At 44.5% G+C, this 20,854-nt stretch carries 13 protein-coding genes; all 13 read left to right on the forward strand.

What is annotated here, in order from left to right; genetic code table 11:
• The first annotated feature begins 58 nt into the window (after positions 1-58).
• The 13 genes from AC58QG_RS15325 (at position 59) to AC58QG_RS15385 (ending at position 20,842) form a co-directional block, all read left to right on the forward strand.
• The gene (locus AC58QG_RS15325) at positions 59-1,213 is read left to right on the forward strand and encodes a glycoside hydrolase family protein (RefSeq protein ID WP_497363453.1); all 1,155 of its coding nucleotides are present in this window, start codon (positions 59-61) and stop codon (positions 1,211-1,213) included.
• A 16-nt stretch (positions 1,214-1,229) separates the two neighbouring features.
• Entirely contained in the window at positions 1,230-2,807 is a 1,578-nt protein-coding gene (locus AC58QG_RS15330; RefSeq protein ID WP_497362988.1) for a glycoside hydrolase family 43 protein, read from the forward strand.
• A gap of 227 nt (positions 2,808-3,034) precedes the next feature.
• Complete coding sequence (locus AC58QG_RS15335; protein ID WP_497362989.1) at positions 3,035-5,362, forward strand: helix-turn-helix domain-containing protein; 2,328 nt, start codon at positions 3,035-3,037, stop codon at positions 5,360-5,362.
• 240 nt (positions 5,363-5,602) lie between these two features.
• Positions 5,603-6,586 carry an ABC transporter permease gene (locus AC58QG_RS15340; protein ID WP_497362990.1) on the forward strand — a complete coding sequence of 328 codons (984 nt, stop codon included), beginning with the start codon at positions 5,603-5,605 and terminating at the stop codon, positions 6,584-6,586.
• A 16-nt stretch (positions 6,587-6,602) separates the two neighbouring features.
• Positions 6,603-7,484 (forward strand): carbohydrate ABC transporter permease, encoded by an 882-nt coding sequence (locus tag AC58QG_RS15345; RefSeq protein WP_497362991.1) that lies wholly within the window; start codon positions 6,603-6,605, stop codon positions 7,482-7,484.
• Between the two features lie 52 nt (positions 7,485-7,536).
• Complete coding sequence (locus AC58QG_RS15350) at positions 7,537-9,150, forward strand: extracellular solute-binding protein (protein WP_497362992.1); 1,614 nt, start codon at positions 7,537-7,539, stop codon at positions 9,148-9,150.
• 109 nt (positions 9,151-9,259) lie between these two features.
• A complete protein-coding gene (locus AC58QG_RS15355; protein ID WP_497362993.1) occupies positions 9,260-12,670 on the forward strand; it encodes a hypothetical protein in 3,411 nt (1,136 codons plus the stop codon).
• 43 nt (positions 12,671-12,713) lie between these two features.
• Positions 12,714-15,857, forward strand: coding sequence for a heparinase II/III domain-containing protein (locus AC58QG_RS15360; RefSeq protein WP_497362994.1), 3,144 nt, complete (start codon positions 12,714-12,716; stop codon positions 15,855-15,857).
• Positions 15,858-16,235: 378 nt separating this feature from the next.
• Positions 16,236-16,364 carry a hypothetical protein gene (locus AC58QG_RS15365; RefSeq protein ID WP_497362995.1) on the forward strand — a complete coding sequence of 43 codons (129 nt, stop codon included), beginning with the start codon at positions 16,236-16,238 and terminating at the stop codon, positions 16,362-16,364.
• Positions 16,365-17,774, forward strand: coding sequence for a family 43 glycosylhydrolase (locus AC58QG_RS15370; RefSeq protein WP_497362996.1), 1,410 nt, complete (start codon positions 16,365-16,367; stop codon positions 17,772-17,774).
• Positions 17,771-18,565, forward strand: a complete 795-nt coding sequence (locus AC58QG_RS15375) for a hydroxypyruvate isomerase family protein (RefSeq protein ID WP_497362997.1) — start codon at positions 17,771-17,773, stop codon at positions 18,563-18,565. Before AC58QG_RS15370 ends, AC58QG_RS15375 begins: the two co-directional genes overlap by 4 nt.
• A 5-nt stretch (positions 18,566-18,570) precedes the next feature.
• Positions 18,571-19,608 (forward strand): glycoside hydrolase family 88/105 protein, encoded by a 1,038-nt coding sequence (locus tag AC58QG_RS15380; protein WP_497362998.1) that lies wholly within the window; start codon positions 18,571-18,573, stop codon positions 19,606-19,608.
• Positions 19,609-19,960: 352 nt separating this feature from the next.
• Positions 19,961-20,842: an ABC transporter permease gene (locus AC58QG_RS15385; protein WP_497363454.1), complete on the forward strand. Its 882-nt coding sequence runs from the start codon at positions 19,961-19,963 to the stop codon at positions 20,840-20,842.
• The last annotated feature ends 12 nt before the right edge of the window (positions 20,843-20,854 follow it).

A 20,854-nucleotide genomic window follows, 5' to 3' on the forward strand; every position in this document is an offset into this window, starting at 1 on the left:
AGTGGTATGATTAAATCATATCAAAATAAATAAATTTTAAGGGGTAGGAGAAATGAGCATGCTTGAGGCACAAGATCAAATTTGGCTAGAGAATGTGATTGGCAAAATAAAATTGAAAATGGACTGGGTTAGCGAGAAGTCCAAGCATAAAATACCGTACACGACCATTAACGGCACACATGATAATCGCATCGTAGACAACCCTACGGGTACAGAAACGGACGAAATTAACTGGTGGACCAATGGTTTCTGGGGCGGCATGATGTGGCTTATGCATCACGAAACCGGCAACGAGAAATATAAAGAAATCGCACAAATCTCCGAAAAAGAGTTAGATCGCTGTTTTGATGAATTTTACGGCTTGCATCATGATGTCGGATTTATGTGGTTGCCGACGAGTGTGGCGAACTATAAAGTGACGCAGAATCCCGAATCTCGCAAAAGAGCGCTGCATGCCGCTGTACTGCTCGCAGGTCGCTTCAACTTAGCAGGCGGCTTTATACGCGCATGGAACGATTTAGAGGGCTCCGATACACGAGGCTGGGCGATTATCGACTGCATGTTCAATATTCCGCTTCTGTACTGGGCTTCGGAAGAAACCGGTGATCCGCGCTTTAAGCAAATTGCGATGAAGCATGCCGATACGGCGATGACGGCGTTTGTCAGACCAGACGGATCTGTAAACCACATCGTAGAATTTGATCCGTTTGAAGGCGGTGTGATCCGATCGTATGGAGGCCAAGGTTATGAAGAAGGCTCTTCCTGGACGAGAGGGCAGACCTGGGCGTTGTACGGGTACATGATGAGCTATATTCATACGCAAAAGGATGAGTACTTGCAAACCGCGAAACGGATTGCGAACTATTTTATCGCGAACATCCCAGCGGATGGTGTGATTCCCGTTGATTTCCGGCAGCCGAAAGATCCGAAGCGTGAAGATGATACGGCAGCAGCGATTGCGGCGTGTGGATTAATTGAAATTGCGAAAGTCGTAGGCGAGCATGAAAAGGATCTGTATCTGGGTGCTGCGTTGAAGCTGCTCCAAACGTTGGATAGCTCCCGAATCAATTGGACAACAGATAGTGACAGCTTGGTTCAATACGGTTCAGCTGCCTATCATTCGGCGAACCATCATCATGCGATTATTTATGGTGATTACTATTTCATGGAAGCGATTTTCAAGTTAAAAGGGAACGACTTATACCTTTGGTAGTGGGGAGTACGAAAGCATGATTCAAAATCCAATTCTACGCGGCTTCAATCCGGATGCATCGATTATTCGGGTTGAAGATGATTATTATATTGCAACGTCTACTTTTGAATGGTTCCCAGGTGTGCTCATTCATCACTCCAAAGATTTGATGAACTGGAGACCACTCACGCGTCCGTTGGATCGCGTGAGTCAGCTTGATCTGCGAGGTGTACCAAGTTCAGGCGGCATTTGGGCGCCTTCTTTAAGCTACTCTGATGGTATTTTCTATCTATGTTTTACGAATGTGGTTGGTCGAAAAGGTGTGTATAAAGATCTGCACAATTATATTGTGACAGCGCCTTCGATTAAAGGGCCATGGTCTGAACCGATCTATCTGAACTCCAGCGGTTTTGATCACTTTTTGTTCCACGATACCGATGGCCGCAAATATCTGTTTAATATGCAGTGGGATTTTCGGAAAAACCAAAATCGTTTCGCAGGTATTATCATGCAGGAATTCTGCCCGGCTGAAGGCAAGTTGATCGGCGAGATCAAGCTGATTACGAAAGGGACAGATTTGGGTGTTACGGAAGGCCCGATGGTGTATAAGAAGGATGGCTACTACTATTTGCTGGTTGCCGAAGGGGGAACAGGGCCGATGCACGCAGCCACTCTCATGCGAGCGACTTCCGTCGATGGTCCTTATGAAGTTGATCCGGATTACCCGATTATCACAACAAGGAATACCCCAGAACATCCGCTGCAAAATGCAGGACATGGCTCCTTGGTAGAAACGCAGCTCGGAGATTGGTACATGGTGTTCATTTGTTCTCGTCCCCTGAAGGACGGGAACAAGCTTAGTCCGTTAGGTCGTGAGACTTCCTTGCAGAAAGTCGTATGGACGACGGATGGATGGTTGAAGCTCGCCTCAGGCGGTAAGCAGCCGCAGCTGCATATTCCGGAAACGGAACTCACGCCGCATTCGTTTGCGCCGGACCCGGTTCGGGATGATTTCGACGCAACGAGTCTCAGTGTGCATTGGCACACACTTCGCGTCCCGGCTGACGAGTCATGGTTAAGCTTAACCGAGCGTCCCGGTTTCTTAAGACTGAAGGGAAGAGAGTCGCTGAGCTCTTTGCACAACCAAAGCCTCGTGGCAAGACGCATTCAAAGCTTCCGGTGCGAGATGGTGACATGCGTAACGTTTGAGCCGGTAGCTTTTACCCAAATGGCAGGTCTTGTACTCTATTATGATGAGTCCGATCATTACTATCTGCGCATCTCCCACGATGACCAGCTCGGCAAGCATCTAGCAATTATCGTAAGTGATCAGGGGCAGTATGATGAGCTGGACGCTTATGTGCCGATTCCTGAAGGGGAGCGTATTTATCTCAAAGCAGCAATGAATTTCGATAAGATTCAATTCTCTTACAGTACTGATGGTCAGTCGTGGCAGCATATTGGTCCAACGTTGTACTCCGGCAATCTGGCCGACAGCTACCAGCGCAAATTATCCTTTACTGGCGCTTTCGTTGGGCTTTGCGTACAGGATTTGCGAGGAACTCGCTTGCATGCGGACTTTGACTTCTTTGACTATGAGGCACTGGATGTCTAAATGACGAACGCGAAACTATATTCGGCCGGTAAACCTTTCATTTAAGGTCTACCGGCTCTTTTTCTTAACCAATTAATTAGCCTAACACGGCAAAACCCTTAAAAAAGCGCATACATCTGTTAAAAAACTGCATCCAAGTTCCTTTACCCTTCTGATACAGTAAAAAGAGGCGACCTATCTAACGGCTGTCTCTTTTTTCTTTTGCCATAAACCAGAGGAGGAACGTGATGAAAAGCTTACAGGCCTTCCTGAAAAATAAAAATATGTTGATTCGAATCATTTTGTCCTATCTGTTGGTAGGGCTTTTAGTCATTGCCGTGCTGACGTTTGTTATCGCGTCCAAAGTGTCCAGGAATTTAACCGAACAAATTAATCGATCAACCGATACGGCAATTGTGCAGTCCTTCAATACAGCGAACATTTTATTGACATCGACATTCACTAATTTCGGTAGTCTGTTTAACGGTCCAGAAATTCAAATGAGCTTTTATAATATGGATTTCAATACGAGTGAACTTGGTCGAATTGGCAACAAGCTCTATGAATTAAGCAGTACGAATCCCTTAATCCATTCGATCTACTTACTGAATGATCAGAAGAAGCTGGCTTTTTCATCACTTAGCACCGTCAAAATGTTTGATGACTTCTATGATCCGGATGTGCTTAATCTATTGGCTAGTATTCAGCCAAATCGCTCGAACATCTTTTATCCCCGTCATATCAATTATGCTATTTATGATAGGAAATATGAGATGAATGTGATTTCTCTCGTATTTCCAAACGCTGTTGGCAAAGTGACGAATGGCGCGATGGTGCTTAATTTGGACCAGCATACACTGCAAAGTATGGTCATGAATGGCGCACAAAGCAATTTGTTCGAATCCATGATTTTGAATAAACAGGGCACCGTCATTACCCACTCCACGAATGAGATGATCAATACAAATTTAACAGAGGAGTCGTATGTTCAGTCGATCAACAACTCTCCTACGCCCAAAGGCTCTTTTGAATTTAAAAAAGAAGGTCGGAAATACCGGGTTTCCTATATCAAATCTGAAAGCTTAGGATGGACGTTCATCGGATTAATCGATTATGAGAATCTCCTGAGTGAAGTCAGAGAAACACAAAGGTTTATATTAACGGTGACGGGCTGTTTACTTGTGATTGTTTTGCTTGTAGGCGGATTCTTTACGAAGTGGATTTACGGTCCTATTCATCGTCTTCTAGCAAAAGTGAATCACTCCTCCGGAGGCACCAATAAGCCTCAAGGAGAATCCGAATTGGATGTGCTAGGAAGGACATTTTTTTACTTGGATCATCAAATTCAGGATCTTCAGCTGAGTGTACAGGATTATCGTTCGGCCAAAAGGCATGAGGTGCTTCGTCTGCTGACATCCGGAGGCTGGTCGAACGAAGAGGAGATGGCTAGAAAACTGGCCCGCGTTGGGATCGAATTCACTTATTCTAGATATGTCGTATGCTTGCTTCGACTCGATGCTTACCGTCAACTGCTAGCCACGTATAAGCAGTCAGATATTGCATTGCTAAGATATGCAATTTCGAATATAGCCGTTGAGGTCAGTTCTAGCCGAATGCCTGCTGTTTGTTTTGACTCTGGCGATGATGGGATCGCAATGATCGTGAACGTGCAGGAGAATGCTGAGCTAGAGCCGCAACTCACGGATATGCTACAGGATATACAAAACAATGTGGCTCGCTTTCTACAACTATCCGTTTCGATTGCAGTGGGATCGGAGAGCTTACGTTTATCGGAAATCGAATCTTCAAGGGAGGCAGCCAAGCTTGCTTCCGCTTATCGCATCATTTTTGGGAACGGAGCCATTATTCATTCAGGCATTGAAAAGTCAAGAGAGCCGCTGCAAGACAACCAAGTGTCTGCCATGGAGAAACAGATCACGGATCAGTTAAAGCTTGGGGATATGGGGAGCATCAGAGAAGCCTTTGCTTCCTTCCTTGCCTATACCCGCCAATCTACGCATGATGAGATGATGCTCAGCTTGACTCAGTTGCTCATTTCTACAGCGCGAACAGCTAAAGCAATGACCATGCAGAGCAGAACGGGTTCAATTATGGATATCGGCGGCCTCATGTCTACGCTTAATCAGTGGGAGACGCTAGAGGAAATCGAGGCCTGGTATTTAGATGTATGTGAGCAAGCCATAGGCTCTAGAGACTTACAATCGCAACAGAAGAACAAGTGGATTGTGGATAAAATGATTCAGCATATTCATGACCACTATGCAGATCCTAACTTAACCGTGGAGTCATTGGTGGAAGTCGGCGGCCTCTCCATGAATTACATGCGCAAAGTGTTTAAAGAAATTGCAGGACAATCGATTACCTCATATTTGAGTGATTACCGTTTTGCCAAAGCCAAAGAACTGCTCATTGAAACCGAACTTCCGGCAAACAAAATTGGTGAGATGGTGGGGATGGAAAATACGAATTATTTTTATGTTTCTTTCAAAAAGCATTGCGGCAAGACGCCGGATCACTATAGGAAGCATCATAAGTTCAGCGTACAAGAAGCGTGATAAGGAGTATTCCAACAAAATGAGTTATGTTTAAAATTCCAATGGCGCGCGTATGAACTTTAATTTAATAAGTTCATATGTTCGCTTTTTTAAATGATAAAAGCACAAATGAATGAAAGTGGTGTAATTTCACATATGGATTTCGGTGGAAATTAGTGATTTTGACTAGATATTAAACTTTTAAGAAGAAACGATCAAACGTAAAGTAGAGTCATCGACCTGGTGAAAGGAGGAAACAAGATGCGCAACATAATTACATCCACACAAACAACGATGAAAGCATCGGAGGCTAAGAAACAACGCGGTGCGGTTAGTGCTTTTTTTCATGAGCTGAAAATTAATAAATTCATGTACTTTTTGGCACTTCCCGGTGTTGTCTGGTTTTTAGTCTTTGCTTATCTGCCAATGGGGGGGATCGTTGTCGCCTTCCAAGACTTCAAAGCGGTGAAGGGCATTACGGGCAGTAAATTCGTCGGATTAAAAAACTTCCAATTTTTCTTCAACTCCAGCGATTGGATTAAAGTCGTGAGCAATACGGTATTTCTGAACGTACTGTTTATTACATTCGGAACGATTGCCGCTGTGGCTATTGCGATTATGGTGACGGAGATTGGAGGCAAATGGTTTAAGAAGATTTCCCAATCCGTTATGATTTTCCCGCATTTTCTCTCTTGGACGGTTGTTGCCATGTTCATGACGGCTTTCGTGGCGACAGACGGAGGATTCTTAAACCAATTCATAGGTATTTTCGGGATCGAACCCATACAATACTTGTCTTCTCCACACTACTGGCCAGCCATTCTCGTGATGTTGAAAATTTGGCATGGGGCGGGTTTCGGTTCCATCGTCTACATGGCCACGATTTCGGGTATAAATCCGGAGATTTACGAATCTGCTGCCATGGATGGCGCGAGCCGTCTCCAAAAAATTCGCTACATCACGCTGCCGCTCTTGAAACCGACAGTTATCCTATTGACCATACTTGCAGTTGGGGGCATCTTTAACGGAGATTTCGGCATGATTTATGCGATTATTGGCAGAAATCCGCTTCTTTACCCATCGACAGATGTCATTGACACTTACGTTTTCCGTGCGTTGATGGATCTTGGGGATATGGGGATGTCGGCAGCTGTTGGCTTCTTACAATCGATTATCGGATTTATTTTAGTAATCACAGTAAACTATGTGGCTAAGAAAACATCACCAGATTCGGCTATCTTTTAAGAAATGGAGGCTGTATATGATTCAAGAGAGCTTATCAGATAAATTGTTGAAATTCGTATTTTATCTCATTCTTGCTTTGTTCTCGATTTACTGTTTGATTCCTTTTATTTCGGTTCTGGCAAGCTCGTTTGCTACAGAAGGAGAGATATTGAAGAAAGGCTATACATTCTTTCCCAAAGAATTCTCGCTGCAGGCGTATAAATTGATATTTGAAGATAATACGATCTTCCGGGCATATGGCGTAACTACTTTTGTTACTCTTGCCGGCACGACGTTATCGATGATTTTCACCAGCGCTATGGCTTATGCCATTTCCGTTAAATCCGTTAAATATCGCAATAAAATTGCTTTTTTCGTTTATTTTACGATGTTGTTCCATGGCGGTTTGGTCGCTTCCTACTTGTTGATTTCCAAATACTTAGGGATGAAAGACTCGATTTGGGTGCTCATCATCCCGAGCATGATTAGCGCATGGAACATGTTTCTGCTGCGAAATTTCTTTGCAACGATTGATGAATCGCTTGCGGAGTCCGCAAAGATGGATGGCGCGAACGATGCCTATATTTTATTTCGCATTATTCTTCCAGTTTCGCTGCCCGCGCTCGCTACGATTGGGTTGTTCTACGCCCTAAGTTATTGGAACAACTGGTTCAGCGCACTGTTATATATCAACGATCCGCATAAGTTTCCTCTGCAATATTTGATTCAGCGTATTATGAATAATTTGGACTATATTAATCAGGTTTCAGCTGATGTGAATATCCCGAACTTTGTCCCTCCAGCGATTACAGTTCGACTGGCTACGACGATCGTAACGATCGGCCCGATCATATTCTTGTATCCGTTTTTGCAGAAATATTTCGTCAAAGGCCTAATGGTTGGCGCAGTGAAAGGCTAGTTCCGCTCTCAGCGGTTTAGTATAGATGAGGAAAAATAGGGAGGATAAAGACATGAAAACGAGAACGCTTTCTACTTCGTTATTGGCAGTAGCAGTGATTACCACGGCTACGGCTTGTAGCGATTCCAAACAACCAGAAGCAAGTCCAGCAGCTTCTGCCGCTGCTTCCGCAGCCCCTGCGAAACTTACGCCTGTTACACTAAAAGGTATGCTTTTCGGAGATCCGCCGAAAGATATGCAGCTCGTCATGGATGAATTCGAAAAACGGACCAAAGATAGTCTGAATACGAAGTTGAATATTCAATGGAATCCCAGTGCAGATCATAAGCAAAAAGTGAAGCTGATGATGACAGCCGGTGAAGAGGTTGACTTCGTGTTTGACGCCGATTTCATGAACCTGAAAGAGCTTGTTCCGCAAGGCGCCTATGCGCAGCTCGATAAATATTTCAATAATGATGCCTACCCGGGTCTAAAGAAGGCGTTTACTCCTGAATTTGTTGAGTCGAATAAACGTTTCGATGGTCATCTCTACACGATTCCGTTCACGCAGTATTTCTTTGATCTGCCTGTCGTGTACATTCGCAAAGATTTACGTGAGAAGTACGGGCTAGGTAAGATTAACAATTATGAGGATCTTGAAAATTTCTATAAAAAGGTACAAGAGACCGATAAAACGCTAACTCCGCTTGCGGTTAAAGGGAATGGCGGCTTTCAAGAAATATGGTCAGGTGAAAGTAATACGAAGGTTCCAAATGTTGGTACAGTTGGCATTGCGGGCATTCCTATCCTTGTTCAATTATCGGATGACGGGAAGAAAGTTCAAAATATGGCAGCGCTAGGTGACGACGCTGCAGCGTTTGCGAAGCTGCCAGCTCCCTTCAATACGGCTAAGACGGCTTACCCACAGTACGATAAATGGGCTGAATGGAGCAAGTATTTAGAGAAAGACGTTGTAAGCCAAAAGGATAATAAAGCTTATTTCATGTCAGGAAAAGCAGCTTCTTATTATGGCACAATTAGCTCCTTTGCTGCAGATAGAAAGAAGCTGAAGGAAACGATCTCTACGGCAGATCTGGAGTTTTTCGTGCTGAGAAAAGATATTCGTGAAATGAAACCGCAAGCCATCAGCACGAACTACCGATCAAACAACTCGGTTGCAATTCCTACGACTTCTAAAAACATAGATAGAACAATGAAGTATTTCGATTGGTTGTTCAGCAGTCAAGAAAACCATGATTTAATTGAATACGGTATTCCAGGTAAACATTGGGAAGCTGTAGGCAGCAATCAAATCAAATTGCTGGATGAGTCGAAAAACTACAATTTTCCTGGATACGAAATGTCTTGGAATCCCAACATGATCCGACTTAGCAGCGATTTGGATGAAACATCACGCAAATATTTTGAGTACTCAGCTAAAGCAGATACGTACTATTCAGCACCGCTAGCCATGTTTACTTTTGATAGTACAAATGTGAAAGCGGAAGTTGCAAGTATTACCTCCAAAACGGATCCATTTATTCAACTATTGAAAGCTGGTCAGATCAAAGACTGGGAAGCTCAGACTGCCAAGTTGAGCGGTGAATTGAAAGCACTTGGTATGGACAAAGTCCGCGCTGAGCTGCAAAAGCAAATCCAAGCTTATTTGGATAAAGGCGGCAAGTAATAGGAAAGAGCGACAGTTGAGTACGTGCTCAATTGTCGCTTTCTTTTGTCATGCTTTTACAAGCATTAATGACTTAGAAAACAATTGTCAGTTTAGGATAGGAGTGAATATGATGGTAACTCGAATTAATATGTTGGAAGACTGGTATCAGGCAGGCGCCAAAGGCGATTATGGGTATCAGCTGAAAGAGGCCTTTAAATTAGAGTTTCCAACCTCGGATGGAGCCGTTGGATGGTATCCGATCGGTTTCGAAAGAGGGAATGATGCAGCGCTGGATGTCATGGACTGGCATGGCTTAGAGCTTGTCATTTATACAGCAGATGAAGAAACGGAAGTAAACGTAATAGCTGGGTTCATCGATGAGCGGACAGTTACTGCAGCAATCTGGCTGGCAGGAGCGGGAGAGCATAGAGTAAGTCTGAAGCTTTCTGATTTTGATATGGAGACGTGTAAAGCGAATATATGGCGCTTTCTCAAAAGTTTTGAGCTGCGAGGAGAAGCTGAACTCATTCGAGCGGAACTTCGAAGAGGCCAGAAGATTTATGTGGAAAGCGACATACGGGGCAAATCCGGCGAGATAAGTGATGATGTCGTTTATACGATGACGATTCATAATTGTGCGGAGAATAAGCAAAGCGTTACCGTCAAACAGATGTTTGAAGGCTGGGAGTCTCTGTTGCCGATCGTCACACCTTCGCGATTCATACTGGAGCCTAATGCGAAACAGGAAGTTACAGCGACAGTTAACGTGCATGAGCGCATGGTGCCTGGGGGGCATGAAACGACGGTACTCCGTTTTATCGCAGGCGGAGACAGTGGAAGTGCCGTTCAAGTAGCATTTAAAACAATGCGTAGTTTGCAACATCCCTACATTTATCATAATGAAGAACAATGGAAAGCGGTTAAGTCGAAGATTGATACCCATGCAACCTTTAAACCAGGGTATGACAATATCATTGCAGTTGCAGATCGGTGGGAGGTGACTCCGCCGCTACCTGTTGATGAGAGAGACTACTGTTATAACACAAGTGAAGAATATGGGATCATGTCGGCCGCATATGCCTACGCATTGACCAAGGAATTGAAGTACGCAGAAAAAGTAGCGAAATTTTTGCGTTATTTCATTGATGAGGATAACGGATATCCAAAGAAGAAGAAGGGCTGCAGCCAAAGCTATGTGCAGGAGGGGCACTTTTTCCAGCATCTAGCGATTCCTTACGATATCATCCATGATTCTGGTGTGCTAACTGCCGAAGATCATCGAGGCATTGAAAAATCATTCCGGATCTACATGGACATCCTGGATCACCATCTCCAGAGAGGTCATATTTCCAATTGGCTATTATCCGAAATCACAGGTGCCTTGTATTGTGCACTAGCGATTCAAGATATGGAAAGAGCGCTTCGCTTTGTATACGGCGCTGGAGGCTCGATCGATCAATTGAAATACGGTTTGTTTAACGATGGATGGTGGCATGAATGTTCCGTAGGGTACAACACGTGGGTCTCGTCCATGTACATCCATACTGCGCATGCGTTACTTCCGTTCGGATACAACTTGCTGCACACGCATTTCAGGATTCCATTTAATGATGAAGTTAACAGTACATATGACGGCCAAGAAGCGGAAGTAAGATTCGGCATGTACAACAAGAAGTGGGGCGGTAATCGTAAGAGCTATGTCTGTATCAAAGATTTGTTTGATGCAGTCATTCCATTCCTCGATAATCGTGGCGTGTTGTTTGGCATCAGCGATTCCGATGAGAAGAAGCTGGGTGGCGTCCATTTTGGTTCTACATTTGATTTGGCCTATCACTATTATAAGGATCCGGAATATATCGCGGTTATTCAGCGTTTTGAACAAGCTGATCCTATATTCGGGCATACCGATCTACCGGAGTATGTTTCCACATATACGAAGAAAAACGCATTTTCAGATAACGTAGGTATTGCCATGTTAAGAAGTCAGACGGAGAACCGCGAGCAAAAAGATCAAATCCAAGCGGTACTACGATATGGTTCACATGGTTATGCACACGGGCATTTTGACCGTACGGAAGTGCTGTCCATTATGCGTCACGGACGCAGCTTCTTTAATCCCGAGCATGTCTGGTGGGGCTACGGGCATTTTATGTATAAGTTTTATGTGCAAAATTCAATGACCAAAAACATGGTGGTTGTCGATGGGAAAATGCAAGTGCCAAGCGACTCCAAACGCCTGATGTTTTACAGTGGCGAAGCGATTCAGGCTTCGGCAATCGAAACCGTCTCACGTTGGTCCTATCCACCGTATGGCGGCATGATTTATAACGACAATGAAACGCTAGCAGATAGATGCCAAATGAATGCAAGCTGGCTGCCAGAAGTGAAGGATGCACCGCCATATGGCGTTTTATCAGATTTCACAGAACCGATTTTACAGCGAAGAGTGATGGCGGTTACGGATGACTATTTGGTTTTGTTTGATTATGTAAAAGGAGAGAGGGAGCATCAGTACGATAGCTTATTCCAAATAAAAGGGTTTAAAGGGATCCAAGGTGAGGAAATATGTTATAGAAAGCATACGAGTCAATGGACGGATAATCCCTTGTCGGATGCCCAGTTCATTACCGATTGCCATTGGTATGATGTCTCTGGCTCAAGCGTCGCCAGTTTCGAGACGGTGTTTGGCGAAGGGGAAGATATGCGCGGGAATCGCACGGCACACAATACACCTGGCGTATTGAAAATGGACGTTCATACCGCTTGGCCACGACAATCAGTTCAAATTACTGGTAGAGCAGCGGAGCATCATGGTATTACAATTCCATTTGATTATCAGGTAGAGGTTGACGGTGAGGTTCAAGCACGTGGAGAGTTCGGGGCATGGTTGCTGGGTGAAGGGAAATGCGATATCGCGCTGCAAGGAGCGAAGACGATAAAGTTAAAAGTGAACAATCACCCCATCTATAACGAGCAGAAGTATCCACAGCGAACCAAACAAGGACTTTTCTGGGGCGATGCTTATCTAGTCCTGGCAGACGGAAGCAAAAAGCCTTTACCTGAGCTAACCCTGGACTATGAGAATATCGATCTTGGCTTCGGCATTGGCAAAGATTACGAAGGCGGACGGGTAACGATTGTTGGCAATGAATATGCGAATGCGATTCCGACGAGTCCTATCGATCATGACAGGGAAGGGATCATTAGTTTGGATGTGTCTGGGATGGGAGCTGTGCGTTTTGTAGGACTTATCGGCGCTGACGCGTTTCCCGGCGACGAGACTCAACGCCGAATCACATATGCAGTCCGAACAGAAGGGCAGATTGGCCGGTTTATTACAGTTGTAGAGGCATTTGAGTCGCAGGCGATGGTTGTATCTGTGAAAGCTGTTGATGACAGTACAGTGGAGGTACAGCTGAAGGATGGCAGAACACAGGTACTCACAGTTGACCATATCGAGGCTGAAGATGTATCCGTCCGAATCGTGGAATCCAAAGATGGTCGAATCATTCGTGAAGAAATCGCTTCAGGCAGATAGGTCAGGACAATACGTATTATGTATAGACAGGAGATGAAGGACAATGGGAGAAAAAACAGAACATACGGCTCGCTTACAATCGCTCGTCGATAATGCACAAACCTTATTGAAAACAAAGGGTGAGTATTTTACGGAGGGGGCCAAACTGGCGTTAACCACAATGGTTAAGGATGCAGGTCTAGCTTTGGATGGAAAGTACCGTGTTCCTTTCATCAGAAACCGTGAATTCTACAAACCTAGAGAAGAGGAAGCTGTTATATTTGCGACAAAACGTTTTACGATGGCACCTACCTACAATATGGACGGGAAAGTTTATCATGAATATGGGTTGGAGCCTGCTCTAACGTGGTTTAAAGAGCAAGACATGTTGAACAAAGATCTAGAAACGTTGCAGGACTTGGCTGACTTTGCCATTAGCAAAGCGGAGGAGTTGTTAGCCTGTTCGACGATTGGCACAGAAATTGGACAATTCGACGCCGATTCGGCAGCTAAACTACGAGCTTCAATCCAGCAATTGATCGCAGCCAAAGTGGATAATGCTGGCTCGGTTGAGCATTTAGCAAAGGCCGTTGTGCATGTTTTCAATGCGAATAGAGACGTTCGTTTCTCGCGAGTATTACGCACGGATGTTGATACGGCTTCCACACTATACCTGACGCCAGAAGGTTTGAAGCAAGTAAAGGAAATGGCCCAATCCGATTCACTGATTCAAAAACAGTACGAGCAAATCGTTCAGATCCCAAACACTTACAGCTTAGATTACATCGAAAGAGCACTTGATTTAGTCATGAAGGAAGAAACCAATTATAAGGAAATGAATAAGTACTTTTATGTGTGGAGCTCCACGGATAAAATCGTTAACTTCCGAGCGCCGGAGGGAGCGGTGAAAGCGGCGCTATCTTTCATTCTTCCAGCTCAAGAGAATGAACAGGAGGGACTAGGTCATGTCTGGATTGACAATGTGAACATCCTCACCGCGCAAGGCGGCAGCTTGACGATAGAGAATGGCGGATTCGATGAAGGTGATGACATGCCGTTTCACTGGCATGCTGATGTACTTCGTGGCACCCCGATATTCAAGTGGGAAGGAGAGTATCCATTCTGCGGCGGAGGAGCCAAAGGGGAAGTAGTTATGGCTAATCCGTCTTCGCAAACGCAATTCACCTATAAAGAAGATACCACCAAGCATTCCATTTATATCTGTAATCCTACACCTGAGGATGAGGGGGGATGGTCGTACGACAAGGATATTCCGATAACTGGGGGCTTAGCGTACACGTTGACCTTCGCTGCCAAGATTGATGGGAAGCTGAAACAGGGGTTAAAAACGGTTATTACGTTCAAAGACGAGACGGATCAGGTACTCGACGTGTTTGATTATGATTTTAATCGGAAATCATCGTTGCCTAATTCCTGCTTTCTGCTAACGATGCAGTGTGATGCTATTCAGTTCGCATTTACACAAGACATGACGTATGCCTTCAAAGCAAAAAATGAAATCTTATATACATTGAACGATTTCTGCCAGGGGGCAGAGCATTGGTTGGCTTGTAATTCACGCCCTGATGGCAGTGATTCTTATGGTGCAGTTCAAGGCGGAAGAGTCCTATGCAGTGTGGCTGTAACGTATTCTTTCATTAAAGAAGCAGATGTCTTTTCCCGTGAAGAGAAGGAACGCTTCTATGCGATGATTGAATATTTGCTGCCTTATATGCTCGATTTAAGGGATCGTACTGAGCTTTCTCCCCTAGAAGCTCAGCATGGCAGCGGCAATTGGCAAACGGATATGTGTGCGGGGACAGCCTATATGATGATGGTGCTGGACGATTTCCCGAATCGAAAAGCATGGTTCTATAATGCCTATATGGTGTTGAAATCTCAACTGGAGCTAAACGTCAATCCAGATTCTTCCTGGCCGGAGTCTATTCGTTACCATCATGCGGCCTTGGAGCGCTTTGCCGGTTTTGCGAGAGTGCTGGATCATGCCATCGGAGAGAATTGGTTCGAGACGACATCGCTTGCTAGCATGTTTGACTTCAGCATCCATGTACAGACACCGGGGTACTCTTTTTTTGAAGGTCGGATTGGAACACCGCCGTTCGGAGATCATGCCTTAAGCGGGGGGACAGAATTCGGGAGCTACGGAACCTATTTGGCAGACGTCGAAAAGGTTGATAAAGCATTAGCGGATCGTATGTATTATACATGGCACATGGCAGGTAAACCGTTTAAGAAGTTCTGGGGTGAAGGCATTGCCCTCGATAATATTCTCGGTAAAGGTGATTCTTACCAGACTTCTGGATCCATTTCCTTAGATTCAACCTTGCATTATAAGAATGCAGGAATTTATGTATTCAGGAAAAATTTTGGGAGCTTAAATCAAAGTTATTTTGCGATCATGTCTAGTCCTGAGCCGATCGCTCACGGACATCTGGATCAAGGCTCGTTTATTCTATATAAAAATAGTATTCCGCTCGTGATGGATTCCGGCATTGAAGGGTACTTCGACACCAGCACCAGTTGGCATATCAGTTCTTATTCGCATGCTTGTGTGCAGTTTGCTACCCAGAAGACAATTCAGGAGAAGTCTGGTAACGGAATGATTAATTTGTCTGCAGGGACGTATAGTTTGGAGCGCGGGTGGGTTGATGTTCCCAAGACAAGCACGGTGGTAGACAGTAGGCTTGGCAGCGATCTAGATACGATTACCATTCAGATTGCCAATCCTGAAGGTAAAGGTATTCACACTCGAAAGGTTATCTATGTAAAGGAACATGATCTCTATATTATTCGTGATACCGTTCAGGATTTTGAAGGTGAGTTGTTGTTCAATTTACCAGTGGCGGCAAAGTATTCCTACATGGATGGCAATAGTGTTTATTCTGAAGGGATTTACAATGTGGATTTGGAGACGGTTTTCGTAAGTAACGTGAAACGAATAGAGTTAGAAAAGGGGCGCTCCACCGTATTTTTTGAGAGTGAGCAAAAACAGATATGTTTGATGGATTATGTTCGAGCCACTTCTGATGCGCAAGAGGGCTTCTTAACGATTTTGCATCCAAAAGAAAGAGGTCAGAAGAGCTTGAATGTAACGAAACTCGATGAAGATACGCTTCTCATTTCTACAGGGGATATAGAGTTAGAAATTGATGTGCAACGTGAGCTTGTATCGGTGACAAAGAAATAATGTAGAAGGAAGGGCCAACCGTTCTTTATGAACGGCTGGCTTTTTATTCGCAGGAAAAAGTACATGACAGCAATATGCAGCTTTTACAGCAAACACAGCTGAAAGTAGAGCAGGTTCTCCAGTTGTTCGAAAATCTGAACAAGGGAAAGGTGCCTTGTTTTTTTTTTCTTGAATTTTGCAAAGAAGTACTAATGCCTCGAAATAGTACTATCCCATAATAACTCCAATTAATAATGTGCTATTGTCGGTTACTCCCTCAGATAGTAGAGTGACAAGAAAGAATGGCACATGGAATGAATAGTAGAAAGGAAAATGTGATATGTCACAAGTAGGTTTGCAATGGTTAGTGAAAAGAACAGTCATGGGGAGGTCTAAGGTTTGCCATCCGTTGAGGTAGAATTCGCAAATACGAATGGCATTTCGCAGTGGAGCCTAAATTATATTGAAACGGCAAAGCTCAGAGAAATGATGGATCATTTTCAAATGAAGGATGAAAGGAAATTGTAAATGAGTAGAGATCCTATAGATGTTCTTAGGGGCGATTACCCCGATCCTTCCATTGTCCGCGTAGGTCAGGATTATTACATGACACACTCGTCTTTCATGTATGCGCCTGGACTTTTAGTATGGCATTCCCGCAACCTGATCGATTGGGTTCCTCTTTGCCATGCCATTCAGACTTATATGGGGGATATCTGGGCACCAGATCTTGTTTATGTCAACGGTCGCTTTTACATTTACTTTCCTGCAAACGGAACGAATTATGTCGTATATGCCAATAAGCCGGAGGGACCGTGGAGCGATCCGATTGATCTGAAGGTAGATGGGATTGATCCAGGACACCTGATAGGGGCAGATGGACAACGGTATCTGTTTCTAAACTTTGGTAGAGCTACTCCGCTATCACCGGACGGCCTTTCCGTTACTGGTGATGTAGTCGGAATTTATAAAGGTTGGCCTATTCCGGAGGAATGGGCTACGGAAGGGCACGCTCTCGAATCCCCTAAACTTGTAGTACGTGGCGAGTATTATTATATGGTTAGTGCACAAGGAGGAACGGCTGGCCCTGCAACAAGCCATATGGCTGTCGTAGCTAGAGGCAAAAGCCCTTTAGGTCCGTGGGAGAACTCTCCATATAATCCTCTCGTACATACTTGGTCGAAAGAGGAACGTTGGTGGTCTAAGGGTCACGGTACGCTGGTTGATACGCCTGATGGAAAATGGTATTTCGTATATCATGCTTATGAAAAAGACTATTACACGCTTGGAAGGCAAACCTTGTTAGATCCTATTGAGTGGACGGAGGACGGCTGGCCGTCAATATCTCCATACACAGAAAAGGAATTGGAGAAAGCGGGAGGAGGTTCTTTGGATCTTTCCGATGATTTCGAAGGAACCGTACTCGGCTGGCAGTGGAGATTTTACAAGGAACTGGACCCTGAACGGTTTCAAATAGGTGGAGGTGTCCTGAAGCTGAAAGCCAAAGGTTCGTCGCCTTCGGATTCTGCACCTCTCGTTATCATTCCTCCGAACCGTGCCTATGAAGCAGAAGTACAGATTAAGGTTGGAGTTGAAGTGGAGGCTGGGTTATTACTTTTCTACAATGAACGTTGTTACGCAGGGATTGGTTTCACTGAACGGGAAATTTTTCGGTTGCGGCGAGGCACCAAAGGCTTTCCTGTAAAGGGTGAAGGCGCTCAGCTTCATTTGAAAATAAGAAATGAGCACCATACGGTGACGATGTTTTACAGTGTTGATGGAATACATTGGAATCGGTTTCCGGCAGCGATAGAAGTATCCGGCTATCATCATAATAATTTTGGCGAGTTTATAAGCTTGCGGCTTGGAATTTATGCGGTAGGAAACGGGGAAGCTGAATTTTCCGGATTTCGATACCGAAGCATGGGGGACATATGAAATTATCCGTATGCATAGATGCAGTTTTTAGGGGATGTGATCTGCCGGGGACACTATCACTCTTAAAATCATTAGGCTTTGATACATTTGAATTTTGGAATTGGAAAAACAAAGACATCGATCAGTTGGCCATCGAAATGAAAAGGCTTGATCTTAAGCTCGCAGCCTTTTGTACTGTTGGCGGTACCCTTGTCGATTTGGAAGGGCACAAGGATTATATGATCGGGCTCAAGGAAGCGGTAAGTGTTGCAAAAAAATTAGGATGCCACAAATTGATTACGACTGTGGGTATGGAGCAGCATGGAGTGCCAAGAGAACGTCAAATCGAACATGTCACGACTGGACTCCGCTTGGCGGCTCCAATTGTGGAAGATGCGGGCATAACACTTCTTTTGGAGCCGCTCAACACGGCAGTCGACCATCCGGGGCATCTCTTGTCCCATTCCAATGAGGCATTTGATCTTATAGATCAAGTCGGAAGCGATTATTTGAGGGTGTTGTTTGATATCTATCACCAACAAATAACGGAAGGTAATTTGATCGACACGATGACTAGTCATCTCCCCTACATCGGCCATCTTCACGCCGCTGGCTGTCCGGGGCGCCATGAGCTGCAATTTGGTGAAATCCATTACGGAAATGTGTTTCAAGCCTTGCGCCGTGCAGGATATTCGCACTACATAGGTTTGGAGTATATGCCTGCTCTTGATGCGGAGAGAGGACTACGATCAGCGAGGGAGCTGCTGGAATTAGATTATAAGTTTCATTCTGCAGAATATACGGAGGAATAGATCATATGCGAAAATTTGAATGCAACGAAAATGAAGTTAAAGAACTCATAGACCGGATCGTCCGTAGAACGATGAATATGGATTTCACTTGGAACTGGTCTTGCGGGGTGGCTTATTATGGGATTTGCAAAGCCTGGGAAGTAACGGGGAATCAAGAGTACATTGATTTTCTGGTCAAATGGGTGGACGAATATCTGGAGCTCGGGCTGCCGACTTTGATGGTAAATAGCTGTGCCATGGGGCATACCATGCTGACTCTGCATGAAGCCACAGGCGATTCCAAGTACCTTGATTTGGCTCTGTTGAAATCCGAATATTTACGAAAGGACGCCATCCGTTTCGGAGAAGGTGTCTTCCAGCATACGGTCTCCTCCAAAAATGATTTTCCCGAGCAGGCGTGGGCAGATACGTTGTTCATGGCAGCTTATTTCCTGCTGCGGCTTGGATTTAAACTGGACAACAAGGAATACATTGACGATGCGCTTAAACAATTTTACTGGCATGAAGAGTATTTGCAGGACACGAAGACGAATTTGTTCTATCACGCATGGGACAATGTCAGACAAGATCATCTATCTTCCATTTACTGGGGCAGAGCGAATGCCTGGGCCGCGTACACGATGGCACAATCCTACAAAATGTTGAATCCCTTTATGCCGATGTGGATGCAGATCGGAGGGGCTCTCGGTGATCAATTAAGCGCTCTGGTCAGGCTGCAATCACCGAATGGGCTGTGGCGTACGGTATTGAATGATGAAACATCCTATGAGGAAACCTCAGCCTCCGCCGGTATTGCCGCAGCTCTGGTATCTTATGGACATCCGATGCATCAAAACTATATGGCCAAAGCGTATGAAGGCATTTTGGCAAACATTGACGAAGACGGCTCCGTACGAAATGTATCCGCAGGTACGGCGGTGATGTATTCTGTGGAAGATTACAAGGTTATCTCCAAGAAGAGAGTACAAGGATGGGGCCAAGGATTGACCTTAGCATATCTGGTAGCTCTGCTACAAAATAAGGAAGTTGTCAGTAAAATATAAGAAGTTGTTTAAAATAATTTTTGTTGGACGGAGCCGAGTGAACACTTGGCTCCGCTTTTTAATTTCTAATAAAACGTTGTCACAACAAGGTTTTTACAGTGAATTAAAATTATCTTACTTCTATAAAAAAATGCTAGGCATGTTAAACCAGCTTTTAAAAAGAATGTTATTGTCGGCAATTTTGAACTCGAATAATGTTAGGGTGTGGAAAGCAATCCAACGAGAAAAAACAATTTGTGAGGAAGTGGTTAGTGCTATGCTCGACAATAAAATAAGTGCCCGAGAGCATACGGAGAGTTTTGAAATCCTGAATAGGAGAGAAGGTAAACTGCAGAGGTTCATTAAAGAAGTGATGCGGGATAAATATATTTACCTCCTTGCCTTACCAGGGATTGCATATTTTCTCATTTTCAAATATCTGCCTATGTACGGGATTCTCATTGCATTTCAGGATTATAACGTGTATCAGGGGGTTTCAGGAAGCCCATGGGTAGGATTCAAGCATTTTACGCGATTGTTTGCGGAAGAAGATTTCTGGATGCTTCTCCGCAATACGCTAGCTATCAGCTTTCTGAATATCGTCTTTTTCTTTCCAGTGCCCATTATTCTATCCCTCTTGTTAAATGAACTCAGAAGTCAGATTTATAAAAGAACGGTGCAATCTCTCGTATATTTGCCACACTTCTTATCTTGGGTCATCATTGCAAGTCTTTCCCTTATGTTGTTTGGTAAATCGGAAGGCGTTATAAACTATGTTCTGAATCTACTTGGGTTTGAAACATTCGATTTTTTAACGAACCCGAATGTATTTTGGTTACTATTAACCGGGCAGTCGATCTGGAAAGAAGTAGGCTGGGGTACCATCATCTTCTTGGCAGCGATTGCGGGCGTAAACACAGAGCTCTATGAGGCAGCTCGAATAGATGGTGCGAACAAGTTGAGACAAGCCTGGCATGTCACTCTGCCGGCCATTCGTAACGTTATCATTATTCTATTGATCCTGCGGTTAGGTGATGTATTAGAGGTAGGATTCGAACAAGTGTTCCTTATGTATAACGGCGCAGTATCCGATGTAGCTGAAATATTTGATACCTATGTGTACCGCGTTGGTCTCCAGCAGGCTCAGTTCAGTTATAGTACAGCAGTTGGTTTGTTTAAGTCGTTCGTAGGATTAGTCCTGGTCATCATAGCCAATCGGATCACGAAGCGATTCGGCGAAGAAGGTTTATTTTAAGAAGGGCGTGAA

This window comes from Paenibacillus sp. J22P169, assembly GCF_059691995.1.